At 48.8% G+C, this 21,495-nt stretch carries 12 protein-coding genes, 3 pseudogenes and 1 CRISPR repeat array; of the genes and pseudogenes, 9 read left to right on the forward strand and 6 right to left on the reverse strand.

The features are described from left to right. Positions 1-52: 52 nt before the first annotated feature. The 9 genes and pseudogenes from minD to cas2 all read left to right on the forward strand — a co-directional run bounded on the left by minD (position 53) and on the right by cas2 (position 9,567). A complete protein-coding gene (gene minD / locus KI367_RS16450; protein WP_212950973.1) occupies positions 53-859 on the forward strand; it encodes a septum site-determining protein MinD in 807 nt (268 codons plus the stop codon). Positions 860-1,577: 718 nt separating this feature from the next. Next, positions 1,578-2,022 (forward strand): annotated as a pseudogene (locus tag KI367_RS16455) (CRISPR-associated endonuclease Cas3''); the annotation flags it as partial. Positions 2,023-2,308: 286 nt separating this feature from the next. Then, positions 2,309-4,573 carry a CRISPR-associated helicase/endonuclease Cas3 gene (locus KI367_RS16460; RefSeq protein ID WP_052147154.1) on the forward strand — a complete coding sequence of 755 codons (2,265 nt, stop codon included), beginning with the start codon at positions 2,309-2,311 and terminating at the stop codon, positions 4,571-4,573. 15 nt (positions 4,574-4,588) lie between these two features. Further along, on the forward strand, positions 4,589-5,236 hold the full coding sequence (gene cas5c / locus KI367_RS16465) for a type I-C CRISPR-associated protein Cas5c (protein WP_036712949.1): 648 nt from the start codon (positions 4,589-4,591) through the stop codon (positions 5,234-5,236). Further along, on the forward strand, positions 5,233-7,062 hold the full coding sequence (gene cas8c / locus KI367_RS16470; protein WP_052147155.1) for a type I-C CRISPR-associated protein Cas8c/Csd1: 1,830 nt from the start codon (positions 5,233-5,235) through the stop codon (positions 7,060-7,062). Before cas5c ends, cas8c begins: the two co-directional genes overlap by 4 nt. After that, the gene (cas7c, locus tag KI367_RS16475) at positions 7,055-7,936 is read left to right on the forward strand and encodes a type I-C CRISPR-associated protein Cas7/Csd2 (RefSeq protein ID WP_036712950.1); all 882 of its coding nucleotides are present in this window, start codon (positions 7,055-7,057) and stop codon (positions 7,934-7,936) included. Before cas8c ends, cas7c begins: the two co-directional genes overlap by 8 nt. Before the next feature lie 296 nt (positions 7,937-8,232). Then, positions 8,233-8,406, forward strand: a pseudogene (locus KI367_RS27220) (type I-C CRISPR-associated protein Cas7/Csd2); the annotation flags it as partial. 33 nt (positions 8,407-8,439) lie between these two features. Further along, positions 8,440-9,267, forward strand: a pseudogene (gene cas1c, locus KI367_RS16480) (type I-C CRISPR-associated endonuclease Cas1c); the annotation flags it as partial. Positions 9,268-9,276: 9 nt separating this feature from the next. Continuing rightward, positions 9,277-9,567: a CRISPR-associated endonuclease Cas2 gene (gene cas2, locus KI367_RS16485; protein ID WP_036712969.1), complete on the forward strand. Its 291-nt coding sequence runs from the start codon at positions 9,277-9,279 to the stop codon at positions 9,565-9,567. A 157-nt stretch (positions 9,568-9,724) separates the two neighbouring features. Further along, positions 9,725-12,689: a CRISPR direct-repeat array (repeat unit 32 nt; unit sequence GTCGCACCCTATGCGGGTGCGTGGATTGAAAT). Positions 12,690-12,972: 283 nt separating this feature from the next. On the opposite strand, the gene KI367_RS16490 is transcribed toward cas2, so the two are convergent. The 6 genes from KI367_RS16490 to KI367_RS16515 form a co-directional block, all read right to left on the reverse strand. Further along, positions 12,973-13,998: a glycoside hydrolase family 88/105 protein gene (locus KI367_RS16490; protein WP_212950990.1), complete on the reverse strand. Its 1,026-nt coding sequence runs from the start codon at positions 13,996-13,998 to the stop codon at positions 12,973-12,975. 78 nt (positions 13,999-14,076) lie between these two features. Then, positions 14,077-14,910, reverse strand: a complete 834-nt coding sequence (locus KI367_RS16495) for a carbohydrate ABC transporter permease (RefSeq protein WP_212950992.1) — start codon at positions 14,908-14,910, stop codon at positions 14,077-14,079. Between the two features lie 10 nt (positions 14,911-14,920). Continuing rightward, positions 14,921-15,844: a carbohydrate ABC transporter permease gene (locus KI367_RS16500; RefSeq protein ID WP_246537017.1), complete on the reverse strand. Its 924-nt coding sequence runs from the start codon at positions 15,842-15,844 to the stop codon at positions 14,921-14,923. A 192-nt stretch (positions 15,845-16,036) separates the two neighbouring features. Then, on the reverse strand, positions 16,037-17,392 hold the full coding sequence (locus tag KI367_RS16505) for an ABC transporter substrate-binding protein (protein ID WP_212950976.1): 1,356 nt from the start codon (positions 17,390-17,392) through the stop codon (positions 16,037-16,039). 234 nt (positions 17,393-17,626) lie between these two features. Next, positions 17,627-19,198, reverse strand: coding sequence for a response regulator (locus tag KI367_RS16510; RefSeq protein WP_212950977.1), 1,572 nt, complete (start codon positions 19,196-19,198; stop codon positions 17,627-17,629). 3 nt (positions 19,199-19,201) lie between these two features. After that, complete coding sequence (locus KI367_RS16515; RefSeq protein ID WP_212950979.1) at positions 19,202-20,947, reverse strand: cache domain-containing sensor histidine kinase; 1,746 nt, start codon at positions 20,945-20,947, stop codon at positions 19,202-19,204. Positions 20,948-21,495 lie beyond the last annotated feature (548 nt).

Genomic DNA, 21,495 nt, shown 5'->3' on the forward strand with positions numbered 1-21,495 from the left:
ATGGTTATAAATGTTACAGCACGTATTTTGGTCAGAAGGATGTGTTGCTTCAATGGCAAGAGTCATTTGTATTACTTCGGGCAAGGGCGGGGTAGGCAAAACGACGGTCACCGCCAATTTAGGGACATCCCTTGCTTGCTTGGGACAAAAGGTCTGTTTGATCGATGCGGACTTCGGCCTTCGGAATTTGGACTTTCCGCTCGGGCTGAGCAGCAGATTGAATTATGATATTTCTGATTTTATGGCGGGCAGGTGCGGCCTGCATCAAGTAACCATCCAAGACAAGCGCCTGTCCAACCTATCGTTCATCTCCTGCAGCGGGAGTGCCGACCATGATGAGGACCCGGGGTTGTTTCGGGACGTGGTTCATTTTATCGCCCAAGACTATGATTATGTGTTGATCGATTCCCCGGCAGGGATCGAAAACGGGTTTCGCAATGCCGTATACGCCGCCGACGAGGCGATTATCGTCACGACGCCGAACCGGACGGCGATTCAGGATGCGGACCGCGTCATCGGGTTGATGAGCGATATGATCGATGCTCCCCCGCAGCTTATCGTCAACATGGCGGATGATCCGGCCGATCGGGTCCTAAAGCTTGAAGACATCATGAATATTCTCAATATCGGTTTAATTGGGGTCATACATATGGACATGGATATTATGCGTTCGGTAGCCAAAGGGATTCCCATCGCGCTGGATCCCGAGCTGGAGAGCGGCAGACGCTTCCGGCATATTGCGCATAATGTCGTACAAAACGAGCAGGAGTACGTATTCGCGGAAAAAACCAAAAAGAAACGCAATCGCCTATTTTCTTTTTCCAAAGGGCTGCGGTGGGGACAAAGCAACTCGGTTTAAAGGGAAAAACGGGAGAATGCAAGCGTTCGTGATTTAAAAAATGGTGCATGGATTCATGGATTGATGGGGGGTTTTGGAGGATTTTTGTCGAAACCATAAAGTGAAAATATGGAAGAAATGAACTGGTGCGAACGTGTAGTGAACATGGATTTTCAGGGGGCTTCGCACCTGTAACATCTTGATTTTTTACAATAATGTAAATAAATTCAATTTATTGTTGGAGAATGGAGTGTCATAAGCCGCTTTTTCGGGCTTTTTGCTTGAAAAAGCGGTGTCGCACCCTGTGTGGGTGCGTGGATTGAAATTCAATAGCGCCATCCTCAAAAGCAATCGCGCTATTGTCGCACCCTGTGTGGTGCGTGGATTGAAATACTGTTGTGTTCATTGCTCACCAAACAGCTGACGAGTCGCACCCTGTGTGGGTGCGTGGATTGAAATTACCGGGCGGTGGAATCGGTAAAGAGACTGAGCGCGTCGCACCCTGTGTGGGTGCGTGGATTGAAATCCGACAACCGACATGATCGTCGGCAGCATGGCGGTCGCACCCTACGCGGGTGCCTGGATTGAAATAGATTTATCAAATAAAACAAAATTTTACATACAAATTGGAAGGATATCTCAGATTCCTGTCGAATCTCGTTAAAATAAGGAGAATTGTCGCAGGTACATCGGACTACACGAGGGCTTGAACGACTCTATATTTCGAGGAGGAGACTGTTTGAATTATATAGCACATATTCGCGAAGCTGACAGGCAGCACCAAACAGTGGAGGAGCACTTATTAGGCGTACAAGCATTAGCAGAATCGTTCGGAAAGAAATTGGGAGTTTCGGTACATCGCCGGATTGGCAGGGATGCTGCACGATATGGGGAAATACACAGATGCTTTCAGGAATTATATTTTAGCAGCTGTAAACAACCCAAGCTTCCCGCCGAAAAGAGGAAGCGTCGATCATTCAACGGCAGGTGGGAAATTTCTGTATAACCTTTTTCGTGCTGGAGAAATCCACCCAATCAAAGGATTGTTGGCTGAAATCGTAGGTAATGCAATCATTTCACATCATTCTTACCTCGAAGACTTTCTCAGTCCCGAATTAGAGTCTAATTATTTGAAGCGTGTACGTGACAAAAGGGACAAATCGTTAGAAGAGTTTGAGCGGACGCACATCTACTAACCGATTAGGAAGAAGGGGGATGGGACTAACATTTTGGTCATCACTCAAATGTCGCGGATTGATTCCGATGATAGAATGAAAACCTATCCTGAAGGGAAAGATAGGTTTTCTTGAGTAGATACTATATTTTTCAATCCACGCTTGCTTAGCGACAGTTTATTATACCACAGGAATCAATAGGTGTACCGGATATTATTCGTAATAAAATCATAATATTGTTCATATAATATCTACTTAAACGTAATTTACAAAGTAAAATATTGGATGGTATAATATGGTATATAAAAAAGAAGGTGAGTCCTTGTTTTTCTACGCACACAGTAAAAAATCAGGCGATTTTCAATATTTAAAGGAGCATCTCGAAGGAGTAGCGGCTCTGACTCGTACGTTTGCGGGATTATTTGGTATGAGTGAGCTAGGTTACTTAGCGGGTTTAATTCATGATGTTGGAAAGTATTCAGAGTTGTTTCAACAACGAGTTCGTGGCTCTCAGATCCCGGTCGATCACTCGACTGCCGGGGCACAGTGGATTATGAAGCCTGAGGTAGTTATTAAGTATATTGGTAAGTTTGGATTCGCACCGTATTTAGCCCGGCTGATTGCATATGTGGTAGCCGGACATCATGGTGGGCTGAGCAACTATGGCTCAATTGATGAGGAGGGATCATTAAAACATCGCTTGTCTAAACCGAAAGAAGAAGTGCCTGATTGGTCTATAGCGTGGTCGGAGTTATCCATCTGCTCGCAACCTCTCGAAAGTAACCCCATGCTTCGCTTCGGAAATCTAACGACCAGTAACATTGCTTGGAAATATAGCATTTTGGGCAGAATGCTTTATTCTTGCCTGGTAGATGCCGATTCTACTGATACCCGGGACTACTGCAATGATGAGGATCGGCGTTTAATGTATAAAAGAAGCTTACCCTCAATTTCTCAATTGTTGGAACGAATTGATAATTTTATATCTGAGCTAGAGAAGAAGGCAGAAAAAACGATAATCAACAACAAAAGACATCAGATCCTTGAAAATTGCAGGATAAGGGCAAGAGATGGCCAAGGGATATTCACATTATCTATACCTACAGGCGGCGGGAAAACGTTATCTTCGTTATGTTTTGCTCTTCATCATGCACAAAGGCATGAGTTACAGAGGGTAATTTACGTGATTCCTTTCTTAAGTATTATTGACCAGACAGTAGAGATTTTTCGAAATGCGCTAGGTAACGAGGCAGTTTTAGAGCATCATAGCAACTTTGATGAACAAGAATATCGGGAGAATTATGGTGTAGAAGAAGTGAGAAAACAGAAATTGGCTGCGGAAAATTGGGATGCCCCCGTTGTGGTTACGACTTCGGTACAATTTTTCGAGTCGTTGTTTTCTAATAAAAGAAGTAGGTGCAGGAAACTCCACAATATCGTGAAATCTGTCATCGTTATTGATGAAGCCCAAAGTATCCCTAGGGGGTTCCTTACCCCTTGTTTAAGAGTGCTTGAGGAATTAGTGGAATCGTACGGCTGTACCGTCGTATTGTGTACTGCAACACATCCATCCTGGGAAGCGCTAGGGATTCGTCCGACTGCAATTATACAAGATCAACTGTCTCAGCAATTGGTTGATACATTTAAAAGAGTCCGGGTTACAATGCATGGGGGAGCAACGAAAAGTATTCCTGATTCAATGACAATAGATTGGATGTCACAAGTTAAGCAAGCGTTAACCATTGTGAACACCCGAAAGCATGCCAAGATGTTGTTCGATCTATCTATTAAAAAACAATTAATTGGGGTTTATCATCTAAGCGGTCGCATGTGCTCCAAACATTGTATGGAAATATTAAAAGAAATCAAAGACAGACTTATTCACGAAAAACCGTGTCACGTTATCTCTACACAATTAGTCGAAGCAGGTGTGGATTTGGACTTTCCAATAGTCATCAGAGCGTTTGCCGGACTTGATTCCATTGCTCAAGCCGCTGGTCGGTGCAACCGGGAGGGAAAGCAATCTGTTGGGGAAGTACATGTGTTTTATCCTGAGTCGCACGGCATGCCTTTCTATGGGTGGATGAAAGAGACAGCTATTGAAGCACAAAACGTGTTGAAATATCAACAGGTAGATCCGTTGTCACCGGAAGCTATGAAGCAGTATTTTGATAGAATATACGGGGTTGCTGATGGCAGGGTCAGGGAAATAACAGATAGCAAAAGGATTATGGGATTATTAAGGAGTAAAAACAAAAATTTGGAAGTCCCATATGAAGAGATTGCTAGTCGGTTTGAAATGATCGAGGGGGAAATGTTTTCGATTGTTATTCCCTTTGATGAGTTTGCTCGTAATTTAATTCATTTACATGCCAAAAGCAAAGTCCATCGTTCGGATATATTTCGCCAGTTGCAATCTTATTCAGTTTCAGTTTATAAGCGAGAATATACTGAGTGGATGAATAAAGGTTTATTAAGTGACGCTGGAGGTATTTGGTATTTAAATGATATGAACTATTATGATCAAGCAACAGGGCTTCGAGAACCAATGCGACATTAAGGAGGAGTTATATGTATGGCATATGGGATTAAACTGCGCGTGTGGGGGGATTATGCCTGTTTTACGCGTCCAGAGATGAAAGTTGAACGCGTGAGTTATGATGTCATGACGCCTTCGGCAGCACGAGGAATTTTGGAAGCACTTCATTGGAAACCAGCTATCCGGTGGGTTATTGACCGTATCCATGTGAAAAAACCAATTCGGTTTGAAAGTATTCGAAGAAACGAAGTAGAATCTCTCGCATCGCGCAAAAAAAAGTTTATCAACGTTTCGGAAGAGCGACAACTGCGATCGTCTCTTGTCCTTCGTGACGTCGAGTACATAATAGAAGGGCACTTTGAAATGACGGATCGTAAAGGCGAGGAAGATCATCCTGAGAAGCACTATAATATTTTCTTACGACGTGCAAGAAAGGGGCAATGCTTTCATCAGCCTTATTTTGGCACGAGGGAGTTTCCCGTTCATTTTGAGCTGGTTGAAGATGAAATAGAAGTAAAGGAAACTGTTCATCCTGGAATCGTTGATTTGGGCTATATGTTGCTCGACCAGACCTTCATTTTAAATTCAAAAGGGGAGGTAAAGGAGGTTATTCCGCATTTTTTTAGAGCCCAAATGGTCGACGGAATCATTGAAGTCCCGCAATTAAGGGAGGTGACTGGATGATTTTACAGGCGCTTTATTCCTACTACAAGACCTTACAGGACCAAGAAGACAATTGTTTACCGAGAGAAGAGTATTCGTCTGCTGAGGTGTCTTTTGAAATTTATTTAAGTGAATCTGGAGAAGTTACTTCGGTCAGGCCTTATACGGATGAAAAAGGGAAAAACATTAGGCTTACATTTAATGTCCCGAAACAGGCGAAACGTTCCGGAACTGGAGCCAAGCCGTATTTTTTATGCGATAAAGCGGATTATTTATTCGGATCGGCATTATCTATGCGTGAACAAAGCCGAATTGGGATGCAACAATTGTGTCATCATGTCCTGCAATATTGTACATCACACTCACCAGAGATTCGGGCATTACATGCTTTTGTGAGTCAGTCTCCGGAACAGTTGGCAGCTCAACTAGATGCTGTAACCAACGAAGAAATTAGGGATATGTTGCGCAAAGGAGGACTTTGTGTTCTGAAATATGCCCCAACAGGACGATTTTTGCATGATGACAGTCTGATTAAACGAACGTGGGAGCGTTATTACCATGGTCAAAAAAATGAAGGCACAAATGATGAGAAGCAAATGTGCCTTATCTCAGGTGAGATGATACCGAAACACGAAATCGCAAGGCTGCATCCCAGCATAAAAAATGTACTCGGTGCTCAGTCATCAGGGGCAGCTATTGTTTCTTTTAATAAAGACTCTTTTTGCTCCTATGGTAGAAAACAATCCTACAATGCTCCAGCGTCCCAAGAGGCAGCCGATGCTTATGGGTATGTTTTGAATAAATTCTTGGCGGATCCGGATCATCGCATTCGAATGAATGACACGACGGTAGTTTTTTGGGCAGAGACAGCGCCAGAGCGAGAACAGAGCTTGTTTGCATTGTTGTTCCAAGGAGAAATGGACGAAGCTTCGGAGTATGAACAGGAGGATGCTGAAAATGTACGTACGCGTGTGAAAAATGCTTTAGTACGTATTCAGCACGGGCAGACGTTTAAAGAGACATTTAAAGATATGGATATGAATACGAGATTTTATGTCTTGGGTCTTTCGCCAAATGCTGCAAGATTGTCGGTTCGTTTCTGGTATACAGGCACCCTCGGTGAAATTGGTGAGCGAATGTGGCAACATTATAAAGATTTAAGCATTACCGGGTTAGACCGGGCACCAACTGTACGGCAATTACTTCGGGAAATCGCAGTCGGACATGATTGGGGGAAAATCCCTCCTAATATGGAAGGACAATTGGTTAGATCTATTCTACACGGACTTCCATATTCCAGTGCAATATTTGCCCAATTGATCAATCGTATTCGTTCAGAGACGGATGATCCTAAAAAAAATCAATATAAAATAGGACCACTTCGTGCAGCCATGATAAAAGCATACCTTATCCGTAAAGCCCGCCACAATGATGATCAAAGTTTAGAAGGAGAGTTAACGATGTCCCTAAATGAAAATTCCACCAGTACCCCCTACCATCTGGGAAGATTATTTGCATGTTTGGAAAAAACACAGCTAAACGCATTGGGACAAGGCATTAATGCATCCATTCGTGACCGATTTTGGGGAGCGGCTTCAGCCTCACCTGCAACCGTTTTTCCGCGGTTGATCAGTTTGTCCAGGCATCACATCGCAAAAGATGATAAGTGGGGACGTTATAACGATGACCAGATTCAGAAAGTGATGAATGCATTACCTGAAGTCTTTCCACGTCGATTGACGCTAGAAGAGCAGGGAATGTTCGCGTTAGGTTACTATCATCAACGGCAAAGTTTTTATAATCCAAATCAATCAAAACAAGTGAAAGAGGGAACAGAACATGAGTGAAAATACAGCTTTAACGAAGAGATATGAGTTTGTGTTATTATTCGATGTTGAAAACGGAAACCCAAATGGAGATCCGGATGCGGGAAATTTGCCTCGTATTGATCCGGAAACCGGATGCGGACTGGTTACTGACGTGTGCATGAAACGTAAAGTTCGAAATTATGTTGAATTAGCAAAAGAGAATGCGAATGGCTATGAAATCTATGTAAAAGAAGGTGCTATATTAAATCAACTGAATAAAGAAGCGTTTGATCATCATCCGGATATTGAACTAAAAGATAAAAAATCAGACAAGATCGAAGCCAAGAAGAAAGAAGATCAAATGACTCTGGCTCAATGGATGTGCGATAAGTATTACGATATTCGTACATTTGGTGCGGTCATGACAACCGGCGTAAATTGCGGACAGGTTCGGGGGCCAGTACAGTTTGGTTTCGCAAAAAGTATTGATCCTATTTCTCCGTTAGATGTAACAATTACTCGAATGGCTGTCACGAATGAAAAAGATGCTGAAAAGGAACGGACGATGGGCCGTAAGAGTATTGTTCCATATGGATTGTATCGAATGGAAGGTTTTGTATCGGCCTCTCTTGCAAACCAGACGAATTTTAGTGAAGAGGACTTGGAATTATTGTGGTCGGCACTTGTAAATATGTTTGATCATGATCGTTCTGCAGCAAGAGGAAAAATGTCTGCACAAAAACTAATTGTTTTTGAACATGAAAGCAAATTAGGTAATGCGCCAGCACATAAATTGTTTAACCTTGTTCATATAGAGCGAAAGAGTGAGGTTGAGGTTGCTCGGTCTTATGCAGATTATGTATGTTCTATTGGCGAAGCTCCACAAGGTGTCACGATACATGAATTGTTGTAATAATTGAAGACCAAAGAATTAAAAAAATCCCCAATTCGATAACCAACGCTAGGGCTCGTGTTGGAAACTGTTATGGATAATTCAATAGGATGTGAATTGCCAGACAATGAAGGCCCCCTTATTTTATGGTGCGAATCCCAAGCGAACATGATTTGCCAGGGAGGTTCGCACCAAAAAATCCTTGACTAAAACCATTTATTTTTGTGGAAATTGTTTTTTGATTATTAAAATACTTTTTTTACGGCATTTTGGTTTAAAAATCGGTGTCGCACCCTATGCGGGTGCGTGGATTGAAATATAAGGTGTATTGGTGGGAGCATCAATCAAAGCTGGGGCAATATTCTTCGGCCAAGGTACATCGTTCATTATCAGTTAAACCACGGATAGACCAACCTAAAGCTTTTGAAGACTATGTAATTGAATTAACCGAACTGGAAGGGCTAAAGGTTGAGATAGTAGATGGCCTTTAATGACGAAGATGACTACCTTATGTTGTCTGGTATTTCTTAACGATGAATGGCAGATTTCTTGCAAGAGTAATCGGTCCGAGCAAAGGGAACGTTGTCCTGAGAAAGAAGCAATCTCTGGTATCCGAAGACGAAATGCTTTCGGCGAGAATTGCCCGGAATTTTATCATTGGTAAAATATTTAACCATAAGTGGATGCTAGAAAGAATGACCCGGGATTACCCATTACGCATAAATGTTGAAGAATTTAAGGAAGCTTCTCGACAATTGTCATCCATCATGGCAGAGATCGGAGCATGTGAAAACTTGGAACGGCTTAGGGGGCTGGAAGGACAAGCTGCTTTAATTTATAATCAGCGTTTTGATCAAATGATTTTGCAGCAAAAGGAGCATTTCTTTTTTCGTTCTCGGTCCCGCAGGCCTCCACTAGATCCTGTGAACGCGATGCTTTCACTCGCATATACTCTGCTCTCGAATGATATGATGTCAGCTCTGGAGGGAGTCGGGCTTGATGCTTATATCGGATTTTTGCATCGGGACCGTCCTGGTAGAGCTTCCCTTGCATTGGATGTAATGGAGGAGTTACGAGGTATTTATGCGGATAGGTTTGTTCTGTCGTTAATTAATACGAAAGTGGTCAATCCCAGTGATTTCGTCTTTAAGGAAAACGGAGCCGTAATCATGACGGATGATGCCAGGAAAAAATTTCTGACAGCATGGCAGAATAAAAAACAAGATAAGATCACCCATCCGTTTCTAGGCGAGAAAATATCATGGGGGTTATTGCCGCATGTTCAATCCCTGTTATTAGCACGTTTTCTGCGAGGAGATCTGGACGAGTACCCTCCATTTCTATGGAAGTAGGTGTATCCTATGCTTGTTTTAGTTACTTACGATGTAAGTACAATGGATAGCGAAGGACAAAGAAGATTACGCAATGTATCAAAAATATGTCAAAACTACGGTCAGCGTGTCCAAAACTCTGTGTTTGAATGCATTGTTGACGCTACGCAGTTTGCTGTTCTAAAGATGAAGCTTGCAGATGAGATTGATCAAAATCAGGACAGCCTTCGGTTCTACCAACTCGGTAATAATTATAAAAACAAAGTTGAGCATATAGGCGTAAAAGGGTCGCTTGATCTTGAAGGCCCCCTTATTTTATAGTGCGAATGCCAAGTGAACATGATTTCTCAGGGAGGTTCGCACCAAAAAAACCTTAGATAAATCCCATTAATGTAAAATAATTGAAATTTATTTTTGTGAAAATTGATTTTTGATTATTAAAATACTGTTTTTACGGCATTTTGGCTTAAAAATCGGTGTCGCACCCTATGCGGGTGCGTGGATTGAAATAATAACAGGGTAATCCGGGGTTTCAACGCTGATATTGTCGCACCCTATGCGGGTGCGTGGATTGAAATCTCCAGGTTCGGCAGCTTCAGCAAGTCACCAAGCGTCGCACCCTATGCGGGTGCGTGGATTGAAATTGTGTTCTACCAATTCTCTACAGATATATCCGCGTCGCACCCTATGCGGGTGCGTGGATTGAAATGCCAGATTGTGGTAATGTGTTTTCCCAGCAGAGTCGCGTCGCACCCTATGCGGGTGCGTGGATTGAAATATCAGGCAAATCTAGTGAGAAATCGTCTAACAAGTCGCACCCTATGCGGGTGCGTGGATTGAAATAGTTCAACGGGCAGCGGACTTGCTTGCTGGCGCGTCGCACCCTATGCGGGTGCGTGGATTGAAATTGCAAAACACTAATGCGCAGTTCGGCAAGATCCGTCGCACCCTATGCGGGTGCGTGGATTGAAATAGAACCTTGGCTATTTACTTTTACGCTGGCCGGGAAGTCGCACCCTATGCGGGTGCGTGGATTGAAATCTTGAAAGATTATAGATCCATATAGAGCGTTAAAAAGTCGCACCCTATGCGGGTGCGTGGATTGAAATAGGCCATTTATCAAGAAATCCCATCCTACGCATGTCGCACCCTATGCGGGTGCGTGGATTGAAATGATACTGATTACAGCAATAATCTTTGCAGCTCTACGTCGCACCCTATGCGGGTGCGTGGATTGAAATATGTCTCTCTCTCCTCATTTCACTTCGATGCCTTTCGTCGCACCCTATGCGGGTGCGTGGATTGAAATATCGGCAAGCAGCCTAAGACCTTGCGATCCGTCACGTCGCACCCTATGCGGGTGCGTGGATTGAAATAGGTTTGCACACACACGTTTTGCTTCTTCAAGCGAGTCGCACCCTATGCGGGTGCGTGGATTGAAATTATCTCTGCGCTCGCCATGTCGTGGGCGCTTTTTTATGTCGCACCCTATGCGGGTGCGTGGATTGAAATTCTATTGGAGGTGAGATTGTGGCTAAGGTTATCCGTCGCACCCTATGCGGGTGCGTGGATTGAAATTCCCCGGAATTTTGTTACTTCTTCCGGATCCATGTCGCACCCTATGCGGGTGCGTGGATTGAAATTGCGTTGGCGTTATTATTCGACATCGAGTTGGAGTCGCACCCTATGCGGGTGCGTGGATTGAAATCGGCAAACGACTTGGTTACTGTAGATATTATAAGTCGCACCCTATGCGGGTGCGTGGATTGAAATAAAACGATGAGCAATACGAGAAGGCCCGCGTCGCGTCGCACCCTATGCGGGTGCGTGGATTGAAATTTGTAGAGCGTCACAAAGATTGCGATGAGCCCGCCTGTCGCACCCTATGCGGGTGCGTGGATTGAAATTTCTTCGGGAGCGATTGTTTTATATCCCATAAGGTCGCACCCTATGCGGGTGCGTGGATTGAAATTGAATACGTGGACGATGGTCCGACGTCGATTTTCAGAGTCGCACCCTATGCGGGTGCGTGGATTGAAATTCAACGTCCGTAAATACAGCACAAGGTTGTTTAGTCGCACCCTATGCGGGTGCGTGGATTGAAATGAGAATGAGTTTTGCAGCCCTTCAGCCCACTCCTGTCGCACCCTATGCGGGTGCGTGGATTGAAATCTCTCCTGGTCCCTGATCACTGCCGAAGCTGTGGTCAGTCGCACCCTATGCGGGTGCGTGGATTGAAATCGTCTCCTCGTACGTTTTACCCACCTCGTACTGGTCGCACCCTATGCGGGTGCGTGGATTGAAATGTTTAATTTTTATTTGTCGTCCCTTGCTGTTGAGTCGCACCCTATGCGGGTGCGTGGATTGAAATTTGAACAATGAAGGTGAAAAAGGAGCGATTGAATGGTCGCACCCTATGCGGGTGCGTGGATTGAAATATATTGACGCCGACGACATGTTTGATGCACAAAGTCGCACCCTATGCGGGTGTGTGGATTGAAATATTGGATTTTGCTGATAGTCCAGAATGGATTGTAGAGTCGCACCCTATGCGGGTGCGTGGATTGAAATATACAAGGTAAAGCCCGCAGCCATCGCCCCTGCCAGGTCGCACCCTATGCGGGTGCGTGGATTGAAATCTTGACTCTATCCATGACCCCTGCAGGGTCTAAGGTCGCACCCTATGCGGGTGCGTGGATTGAAATCGAGAGATATTTTGCCTCTTGGGCCTCTTCGATCGTCGCACCCTATGCGGGTGCGTGGATTGAAATGGCATGCTAGGAGGATTAAGATACTTGACTCCATCGCGTCGCACCCTATGCGGGTGCGTGGATTGAAATTGCACGTCTCGTTGCTGCGGATTCCCGAAAAATAGTCGCACCCTATGCGGGTGCGTGGATTGAAATCTCCGGTAAGGTTATGGATACCGGACGTTTCACACGTCGCACCCTATGCGGGTGCGTGGATTGAAATAACATCTACAGGAGCGACTGTATTGAGTTACCAGTGTCGCACCCTATGCGGGTGCGTGGATTGAAATGCCACCTGATTACAGACGGAAGAAGCGGCGAGGTCGCACCCTATGCGGGTGCGTGGATTGAAATGAGACGAAGAGGATTCAGAAGGGGCAGCCGACGGACGTCGCACCCTATGCGGGTGCGTGGATTGAAATAGCTGCCACTCGATTAGGGATCCCGAGAAGCCTTGGTCGCACCCTATGCGGGTGCGTGGATTGAAATATTAATAATTGCCGTGGCAGATGAAGCATCGCCATCGTCGCACCCTATGCGGGTGCGTGGATTGAAATCGGGTGGTCTCCGGTTTATGAATACTCCGACGCAAAGTCGCACCCTATGCGGGTGCGTGGATTGAAATTGGGTTATATATCTTTGCGGTCAGCACCTTCGGCAGGTCGCACCCTACGCAGGTGCGTGGATTAAATGCCCTACCGACTGGGGCAATGCTAACTTCAATTTCGCACCCTATGTAATCCGATGGATTGGCTACGGTGATAAACCCTGTAGTTTAGCATCCTTAAGCTTTACCTTTGGTACGCAAAAAAGCTTGGAAACAAGCGAACAACCACCGTTAAGCAGGCTGAGGGCCTAAACGGTGGTAGTTTTCGCTTGAACAGCCAATATTATCGCGCCGTGGCATCCACAGCCTTTAACGTCCCGGGCCTTTACCGTTGCAGCGGTAGAGGCCCTTCTTCATGCCAACCTCCCATCAATACGGATTATTTTTAAGCAACTCCGACAAAAACGCGAGCGTTAGTCCCTGTCCCCAGCCTTGAATCCGCTTGTCGGGCACGCCTTTGTATCCGGCGGCGTCTTTCATGACGGCGGTGCCGGCGGACACGCCGGTGACGGTGCCGTCGCTTGTAATTTTGGACAGGATGCCGTCGATTGCTTTTTGCGTGTATTTGTTGTAAATCCGGCCTTTGGTCAAAACCGCGGCGGCGATCCCGGCGGAGCCGGATGTTTCGAGCGGGGAATCCGGATCGTTCACGATCGTGTGCCACAGCCCCGATTCGTCCTGCAGCCGGACGAGGCTGCTGAGCTGGTCGCGCAGCGAACCTTCGATGACCATGAAGGACGGGTGCGTCACCGGCACCAGCTCCAGCGCCCGGGCCATCGTCAAGGCCGCCCACGCGTTGCCGCGCGCCCAGAATACGCTGGACATATGGTTGCCCGCGATGTTGTCCCATCCGTGGTAGTACAGATTCGTGGCCGGGTCCTGCAGCACGTTTTCATGGCCGTGATACTGCTTCAGGCCGTCCTCGAAATAGTCGTCCCGCTGCAGTGCCGCCCCGATCCGGAGCAGGAAATAACCGGCCATAAACATCGTGTCGACCCACGCCTGCTCGGGGAAATTGTACGTCTCCGAGTTGACCGTGTGCTGAAAAATCCCGTCGCCGAAGCGGACGGCTTCATGCGTCAAATAGTCGGCCATCTCCTGCGCCGTCTTGATGTACCGGTCATCGTTGTATACCTCGTACAAAGTGAGCAGCGAATGCCCGATGGAGACGCCGTTCACCGACAGCTTGGGCAATCCGTCCTCCATATTTTCGTCGACCCAGGCTTTAAGCGGCTCCAGGTATTCGATTTTGCCCGTTGCCTGATAAGCTTCGCAGACGCCGTAAAAGGCGACGCCCCCCGGCCAGTCCCAGCTGAAGTCCATCCGGAACGTGCGGTCGACCACGCGGTCGATCGTTTCATGAATCTGTTTTTCGTCAAATACGAGTGCTGGCATATGGTTCGTGCCCCTTTCGAGATTGGTTTCGTCGCTTGGAGAATAGATTCGCTTTTCCATTCGGCGCTCCCTGCCGGATCAGCCTTTCAGCCCGGTGGTGCTGATGCCTTCGACGATGTATTTTTGGAAAACGAAGAAGACGATGACGACCGGCAGCAGCGACAGCGTCGCCATGGCGAACATGCCGCCCCAGTTGTTCAGGGATTCGCCGTCCAGGAACAGCTTAAGCGCGAGCGACACCGGATATTTGTCCGGGCTGTTCAAATAAATGAGCGGGTTGATGAAATCGTCCCAGCGCCAGTAAAAGGAGAAGATCGAGCTTGTGATGAGCGCCGGCCCGATCAGCGGCAGGACCACGCGGTAAAACACGCCGTATTTGCTGCAGCCGTCGATTTTGGCGGCTTCGTCGAGCTCCTTCGGAATCGTCCGGATAAACTGCATGATCAGGAAGATAAAAAACGGCGTCCCGAAAAAATGCGGGATGATCAGCGGTTTGAACGAAGACAGCCAGCCGAACTTGGCGAACATGACGTATTGCGGCACGATGACGACGTCATGGGGCAGCATCATGGTGGCCATCATGCAGGCGAACCAGAACTTTTGCCCGAAAAATTTCGTCCTGGCCAGCCCGAAGGCGACGAGGGCGGAAGAAGCCACCGCGCCGATGGTCGAAATGACGACGATGATAAAGGAATTTTTGAAAAAGGTCGCAAACGTCGTGCCGCCGAACCCCTGGAAGCCGGTCGCATAGTTGGAAAATTCGAGGCGGCTGGGAATGAGGCTGTAGGACGTCGCAAAAATTTCGTCGTTCGGCTTCAGGGAGCTGGCCACCAGCCACAGGATCGGGTAGATCATCAGCAGAGCGAACACCGTGACCAGCACGTGGTAGAGGATGCGTTTCGGTTTCGACATGGCCATGGGGTTAATCTCCCTTCGTCTCGTAATGAACCCAGCGGGTCGATGATTTGAAGATCAGCAGCGTCAGCGCGCCGACGATGAGCAGCATGATCCAGGCCAGCGCCGAGGCGTACCCCATCTCGAAATGCGAAAACGCTTTGCGGTACAAATAAAGGGAATACAGCAGCGTCTGATCGAGCGGACCGCCTTCCCCGCGGGAAATGATGTACGCCGGCGTAAACGTCATAAACGCGGAGATCGTCTGCAGCGTCAGGTTAAACAGGATGATCGGGCTCAGCATCGGGAGCGTGATGTGGAAGAAGCGGCGGACCGCATTGGCTCCGTCCACGCTGGCCGCCTCGTAATAATCCTTCGGGATGTTTTTCAGCCCCGCCAAAAAAATGATCATCGACGAGCCGAACTGCCAGGTGGATAAGGCGATCAAAGTCCACAGCGCGGTGCTCGGATTGCCGATCCACGAGGTCGAGGAAGGGATGCCGATCAGCGTCAGGAAGGAATTGACCAGCCCCTGGTCCCCGAAAATTTGCTGCCACATGATCGACACCGCCACGCTTCCCCCGATCAGGGACGGCAGGTAAAAGGCGGAGCGGTACAGCCCGACGGCCCGGGTGGCCGTGTTCAGCACCATCGCCACGAACAGGGCAAAAATGAGACGCAGCGGCACGCTGCCGAGGACGTACGTAAACGTGACTTGAAACGATTTGGCGACTTTTTCGTCGTCCATGAACATCCGTTGGTAGTTGTCGAAGCCGAGCCATCTCGGCGCCTCCATCAGGTTGTAATCCGTGAAGGAGTAATACAGCGAGGACAACACCGGATACAGCGTAAAGATCAGAAAGCCAAGCACGAACGGGGCGGTAAAAACATAACCGGTGATGTGCTCGTTATCCCGCAGCTTTTTCATAACGTCAACTCCTAGGCTCAACATGGTTCAGGATTTAGCGAAAATCCTTGGTATATCTCGATTATAGAAACGGGCGGCGGATGGAGTAATGGATAAAACCGGGCTCTTTGTTCAAAAAGCAGAGGTGTGGAATCACGGAAAATGCATATCTCCGCACAACAAAAGAGAGCCCGTCAACCGCCACCGGTTTTCGGCTCTCTTTGTCAGGCTGCTGGGTTATTTCTGGCTTCGGGCCAAAATGGCGTTCGCTTCTTTGCGGAATTCGGCGGCCGCCTCGTCGATCGCGATTTTCTTGAACAAAATCTTTTCGCTCAGATCGCGCAGCAGTTTTTCGATTTCCACCGCTCCGATCGGATTCGGAGGATCCATCGGGCTGCTGTTCGATTCGACCCAAGTGACGTAATCGAAAATTTTGGCTTCGTTTTCCGTCAAATTCGGCTTCAGCGCTTCTTTTACCTTGGAGGAGACCGGTACGCCGCGTTCGCCTTTGATGAGCTGGTTCGCCTCGATGTCGTTGATGAAAAAGCTGATGAATTTTGCCGCTTCTTCCTTCTGTTTGGACGTCTCCGCGATGGAGAAGTACATGGATGGCTTCAGGAACAGGCCTTCTTTCGTTCCGGGGCCCGGCATCGGATTCAGCTCCAGCGGACGGTCCTTCACCAGGTTGGCGACGGCCAGGAACTGGTTGGACCAGCCGGTGCCGGAGACGGAGTGGCCGAGCAGGATTTCGTCCTCTTCGGCGACGCCTTTTTTCTGGGCTTCTTTATCCAGGGACAAAATGTAGCCGTTGTCGTACCATTTTTGGTAGCGGGTGAAATAATCGATAAACGGCTTGTCGTCGGCGTATCCGAGCGTTTTGCCGTCTTCGCTGTACATTTTTTGGCCGATCGTTCTCAGGTAATAAGGGAAAAAGACGTCGTGGCGGAACGCAAAGCCGCCGATTTGCAACCCTTTGGCTTTCGCCTGGGCGCCCATCTTGTCCATATCGTCCCATGTCCATTCTTTGGACGGGATATCGATGCCGTTTTTCTTCATCGTTTCCACGTCGAACGTCGTTTGCAGCGCATTGACCCCGAGGTTCATGGCTACGAGCTTGCCGCCCACTTCCCCGCCTTTCAGCGCGTTTTCGCTCACGTCTTTGACGTCCAGCACGCCGCTGTCCGTAAAAGGCTTCAAATCCGCCAGCTGGTTGCGCCCGGCATATTGGCTCAAATACGAGATGTCCATCTGGATGATATCGGGCAGGCCGCCGGCCACCGCCTGAGGCGCGAGCTTTTTCCAATAGTCGTCGAATGGCGCGTATTCCGGCTCGATCGTGACGTTCGGATGTTTTTCCTCGTACATTTTGATGACCTTCAGGGTGTAATCGTGCCGGGACTGGCCGCCCCACCAAGCGATGCGGAGCTTGACCGGCTCCTTGTTATCGCCGCTTTTATCGCCGGAAGCTTCCTGCTTCGCCGGTTCCGGCGTCGACGCCGTGCCGCCCGATTTATCCGCCGTTCCTCCCCCCGAACAACCGATGAGGCTGGCCATCAAGGAAAACAGCAATACGGCAGTGAACGTTTTTCTCATCGTATTTCCTCCCCTTATCGTGAACCGTTTCCTAAACTGATTGTGCTTACAAGTTCATTATCGATATTTGCCTCCATCGGGGTAAGGAAAAAAACCGACCTGTTTGTTTAAAAAGCAGAGGTGTCGCCTGGCGGGGCCTCCACGGTTTTTTGCAAGCCGCTAGGGAAAAAAGGGCGGGACAGGGCCTGACAGGTTGTATGTACAACTTCAAGCCGAGCCCGGTCCTTATACGGGTCACGCGTTGGCGCGGCCCCAATCCAAGGCGGCTTTGCGGATATACTCCGACGGCGTGCAGCCCACCTGTTTTTTGAACACTTGGCTGAAATATTGGGGATTGTCGCCGAAGCCGAGCCTTTCGGCCATTTCGAAGATTTTGACGTCCGGATCGGCGGCCATCAGCTCGGTTGCCCGCTGAATCCGGATCCGCATGACGTAATTGGAAAATTTCTCGCCGGTTTCTTTTTTGAACAGCTTGCCGAGATAATCGGCGTTCATGTAAAGCATTTCATGGGCGACCATGTTCAGGGACAACGCGGAGTTTCCCAGATGCTCCTCCACGATGTCGATCACCTTCCGGACGATGGCGTTATATTTGCACGTGCTCCGCTTCATCGTGCGGCGCGAGATTTCTTGGACCGCATGTTCGAGAAAAGAATGGATCGCCTGCAGCGATTCCATTTCGGCGATTTCGGGGATGCGTTTATACGCTTCGTCCATCCGTTCCGGATCGGCCAGCCGGATCAGGGAAGCGTACTGCCGGATCGCGTGCGACTTGGCCATGTCGATGCCGAGCTGGGCGCGTTTCATTTCGGCGATGAACTCGGATAAGGCCAGCGCCGCTTCTTCGGCACGGCCGGAGCGAACCGGAAGGATGAGCCGTTCTTCGTCGAAATCAAATTCGGCGTCTTGGCTGCCCGGGGAGAGCGCATCTTGTCTTGTAATGATGCCGCTTTCGTCCAGGTAGAACCGGTAATCCAGGCACCGCAGCGTTTCGCGGTACAGCCTTCTGGCCTGCGCCATGGGGCCGGGATCGCTGACGGCAATGGTCACGTTCGTTTTGTAGTAGAGGCTGAAGGTGCTGCGGACGTCTTGAAGGCGGAGGTAAAAAGACTCCTGATCCTGCGGATCGGCAATCAAAATCAGCACGTGGTCGCCGATCGTCGTGCTCAATAACGTCGTCTGCAGCACGTCTTCGGCAATGTTTTTGACGGCAAACCGGTGTTCGAAATCCGTTTCGCCCTCAAGCTGGCAGAGCAGAAGCCGGATCGGCTGATCGAAGGGATAAGGGAACAGCCCGCGGTATTCCTCCAGGTCGCGCGTTCCGTAGGTTTTGTTGGTGACAAATTCCTTGAGCACCTGTTCTTTCGCGTGGGGGATAACTTTCTCGAAACGCCGCTTCATGTCGCGGATGAACGTCTCCCTGCTTTGCTGCCGGTCGAGCTCTTCCGTGACCTCCCTGAGCGCTTCGGCTATTTTGACCTCGTCGGTCGGTTTCAGCAAATAATGCTTCACGCCGTATTGCATGGCGCGGTTCGCATATTCGAATTCCCCGTAACCGGAGAGCAGCACGAATTTGACGGCGGGGTGGGTGCCATGGGTTTTGGCGACCAGCTCCAGACCGTCCAGGCCCGGCATCCGGATGTCGCTGACGACGATATCCGGCGCCGCCTCGACGATTTTGTCGTAAGCCTGAATCCCGTTTTGCGCCGTTCCGATCAGCTCCGTCCGGAATGCGGACCAATCGACCATTTGGGAGATGCCGTCCAAAATAATCCTTTCGTCGTCTACCAGAAGAACTTTATACATTGCTTATCCCTCCAATTCTTTTGGCAACTTGATGATGACGCGGGTTCCTCGGCCGGGGGCGCTGTCGATATCCACGCCGCACCGCTCCCCGAAGGCAAACCGGATCCGCTCGTCAATATTCAACAGCCCGATCCCGTTTCCTGCCGCAACGAGTTTTCCTTCCCGCAGCAGTTCGAGCGTTTCGGGAGGCATGCCCGGCCCGTCGTCCTCGACGATCAGGCAAAACGCATCCGCTTCGTCCCGGCTGTAAATGGCGATGGTGCAGGTGTTCACCGAAGGCTCGAGCGCGTAGTGGATTGCGTTTTCGAGCAGCGGCTGCAGGGTCAGCTTCGGGATTTTGCGCGCATACTCCCGTTCCTCGAGCTCCATCTGGAAGGACAACCGGTCCTCGAACCGGAATTTCTGGATCGTCACGTAATTCCGAACCATCTCCAGTTCTTCCCCCAGCGTCAGGATCGGTTCCTTTAAGCTGACGGCGTTGCGCAGCAAAAAGGCCAGCGCCTGAACCATTTGCGAGATGCGGGTTTGTTTGTTGACCTTTGCCATCCAGTTGATGGATTCCAGCGTGTTGTACAGAAAGTGGGGATTGATTTGGGCCTGCAGCGCCTTGAATTCGGTCTCCTTGATGAGCAGCCGGCTGGCATAGTTTTCGGTAATGAGCGCGTTGATTCGTTCGACCATCAGGCGGAACGTCCGGTGCAGCAGTCCAAGCTCATCCATGGCCGGCGGCTCCTGATCCGAGGCCAGCACGTTCGCTTCGGCGAAATTGCCCTTTTCCGCAAGTTTCATGCGGGCGATCAAATTTTCGATCGGACGGGTCAGGCTGCGGGAGAAGCGGATTCCGCAAAGGATGGCCACGGCGAAAATGAAAACGAACACGATGACGACAAGCTCTTTGATAAACACGATTTGTTTGAAAATCCGGTTGAAAGGCGTGACGTTCAAGTAGGTCCATCCGGTATCCGCCGAACGGTTGTAAGCGACGAAATAGGTTTGATGGTCGATTTCCTTGATAAAATACCCGGCTCCCGCGAAGAGCGCGTCCTGCAAGGCGGACGGGTCGAAATCAAGCCTGGAGGGGTAAATCACGACGGTGCCCGCCGTCATCATGAAGACGCCTTCCTCGGCCGCCAGCTCCTGGATGATCCGGTCCATGTTGATCCGCATAAAAATCGTGCCGATTTCCTTCAGGTCAAACAGCGTTCCGGAGTAGGAGCGGATATCCCGCGACAGGATGAGGGCAGGGTCGGAAGCGTCGGGATAGGTCCACCGGGCTTCGCCTTTGGCCTCCGCGGCCAGCTTTAAGATGGAGGCCCGTTTGTCCGGGGCGATCGGGATGATGCTGCCGAGATCCTGCTGGGCCCCGTAGGCATCCACGACATGGATGGAATATAGGGAAGGCTCGGAGCCGACGTAATTGAGCAGCCGATCGACCAAGCGCTGGCGCAGGGTCAGGCGGTCGTAGTCGGAATCGCTGTCGGCGATGGAACGGAGCAGGGACTGGATTTGCGTGTCGGTCGCGACGCTGAAGGACAGCTGCTCGATGCGCTCCAGCTCCTTTTCGATCGCGGAGGAAGACAAATGCAGCACCTGCGAGGACTTTTGGTACAGCTGCTCGTCATACACGGAAAAGGCGTACTGGAGAACAACCAGCGCAAAAGCGAACGTCGTCGCGACGATCAAGGCGATCAGCAGGGAAAGTTTGTTTTTGATCTTCATATGCTTGAATGAGACAAACCATTTTTGCACGCGACTCCTCCCATGGATGTGGAATTTAGTACACATTATGTCACCGCCATGTAAACGCTGTCAATATTAGGGTGAACCTGACAGAGCAAAACGGTAGCCAATCATGTAGCCAATTTTGTTAGACAAAACATACAGCCACACCACGACGGATCCCAAAGCCAAAATCGGCCTCTGTTCGCATCGAGTGCGCAGAGGCCGATTTTCGTTTTTCTTGGATTTACTCGAAATGGCTTCCCAAGTTATGTATCAGGAGGGCTGGATATGTGCACAAAAGTCTGGATTTTGAACATATGTCACCGACGAAAGTATTAAAAAATATTCTGTAAATACCTATTCTTTTTCGCCTATTTGTAAAAATATTTTTATTGTGTAACTTTTTCCGTGAGATAGTGTTTTAATCTATATAATCCTTCTTAAAATTGAGCGTTTTGCAGTAATCTGAGGCCTTGAGCCGTAAGGATTTTCGGACATAAAAAAGGGACTTCACCCCAACTTGGAGAAGTTTTCAAGTGACCAAACCCAAAAACCTCAAGGATGGAGGAAGTCAC

The organism is Paenibacillus cookii, assembly GCF_018333375.1.
In the GTDB taxonomy this organism is placed as follows: Bacteria; Bacillota; Bacilli; order Paenibacillales; family Paenibacillaceae; genus Paenibacillus_AQ; species Paenibacillus_AQ cookii.